At 47.1% G+C, this 1,665-nt stretch carries 2 protein-coding genes; both read right to left on the bottom strand.

Features of this window, described 5'->3' with window-relative positions; all coding sequences use genetic code 11:
* A partial coding sequence (locus tag D7Y06_RS24970; RefSeq protein WP_147415785.1) for a BlaI/MecI/CopY family transcriptional regulator occupies positions 1-344 on the bottom strand: 344 nt, incomplete at its 3' end.
* A gap of 75 nt (positions 345-419) precedes the next feature.
* Entirely contained in the window at positions 420-1,442 is a 1,023-nt protein-coding gene (locus D7Y06_RS24965; protein ID WP_120410164.1) for a DUF6017 domain-containing protein, read from the bottom strand.
* Between the last annotated feature and the right edge of the window lie 223 nt (positions 1,443-1,665).

The raw sequence follows: 1,665 nt of genomic DNA, 5'->3' as shown, positions 1-1,665 counted from the left end.
ATCTCTTTCAATTCATCTGCCGAAAGAATATCCTGCCGCAACAAGGTTGATACTAAGTTTTTCACATTCCCGCCGTAGACTTTATCAAGAAAGCTGTGGGTCTGCATGGTCTGGTATTCTGCTTCTGTTACCGTAGCCACATATTCATTCTTCCTGCCGATTTTTTTGACTTTCAAGAACTTTTTTTCGCCCAGACGGGAAAGCAGAGTGAGTACGGTGTTGTTCTTCCATTCGTTTTTGTCTTTTTCCAATTCCTCCATGATGAGGGAGTATAAAGCCGCCCCTCCATTCTTCCAGATGATTTTCATTAGTACCAGTTCGGATTCAGAAATTTGCTGTGCCATATTGTCCTCCTTTTTATCTTAACGTTTTGTAGGTATATATTTATATTAACACTTCATAGGTGATAATGCAATACCCTAAAAGAAATTTAAGAATTTATAAAAAGATAGGGGTGGGATTCCGTGGTAGTCGGCATTCGTGGTAATGTGTATAACTGGCTGTCTTTTGGAATTGTGGGTAAGCTGGCGGTAGCCGGAGCAGACAAAAGCGTCCTCAATCCATTTCCCTTGCACAAGGTTGTAGCGGTGTGTGAGTTTTGAGCCGCAGTCGGCGCAGTAGAGAAGCCCGGTCAAGCGGTTAGGGGCGTTCTGCCGCTTCGGGGCGCGGCGCACGGTTTCCCGTATCTTCTGTACGGTCTGCCACGTTTCCCCGTCCACAATGGCGGGGATTGCGCCCTCAAAAACGTGCTGTTCCTCCGGCGCGGTCTTGCGGGTGCTTTTGGTCTTGTAGTTCTCGCATACGGTTTTCCCCAATACCTTATAGGAGATATTGTCCTTGATGATCTCCCGGTAAATCTCAAAAGCTGTCTGTGCGTCCGCTTCCTTTCGTTTCCGTTCCGGTGGCGTAGCCGCTTTCTGCTCCAAAGGAGAGGGGTTAGGGGAATGGATAGGAATGGAATAGGTACTTTGTAAATCTGTATTTCTTTTTTCTTTTGTTGGTAAGTCAGTTCTTTGTATATCTTTATTTAATTGCATTGGATTTTCCGTCGTCGGTTTACCCGGTATCGGATTTTCCAATATCGGATTGCCCGGTGTTGGATTTTCCAATATCGGTTTATCCAATCCTGGCGGGGTGTCGTCCGGCGGCTGGGGCTGCTCGTATATGGTGTATTCAATGGCGGTCATTTTGCCTTTCTCGTCCCGTCCCTGCCGCCGCTTGATATACCCGGCTTTTTCCAGCTCCCATACGGCGGTACGGATAGCGTCGATACTTTCCCGGTTGATCTGTGACAGCCCCGCAAGGGTGTAGTCCCAATCTTCGGGCAGGGAAAGCATTTGCGACAAAAGCCCTTTTGCCTTTAAGGTCAGTTCCTTGTTGCGTAAATGGTGGTTGCTCATAACGGTATAGCCCTTGTTGCGCTCCACTCGGAAAACTGCCATAGCTTCATCACTCCTTTGGTTGTGGATTTGTTACGCGATAGAACGCCATTTTGCCGGGGTTAGGTATAAAACCCTGTCCCCGGCAAAACCGCGCCCGCAAAGCCGCATATAGCAAGGCTTTTTTCGCCCCTACTGCGTAACATGAGGGCATAAAAACCTGCTAACAAAAGTCAAGACTTTTTAGCAGGTTTTTAAATAAATTTGGGGTATGAATTTTTCCCAC

The organism is Roseburia sp. 1XD42-69 (assembly GCF_003612565.1).
In the GTDB taxonomy this organism is placed as follows: Bacteria; Bacillota; Clostridia; order Lachnospirales; family Lachnospiraceae; genus Roseburia_B.
This window is presented reverse-complemented; position numbering and strand designations above follow the sequence as displayed.

Coding starts and splice junctions, on each gene's coding strand:
- D7Y06_RS24965 (WP_120410164.1), bottom strand. CDS start 1,442: ATGGCAGTTTTCCGAGTGGAGCGCAACAAGGGCTATACCGTTATGAGC.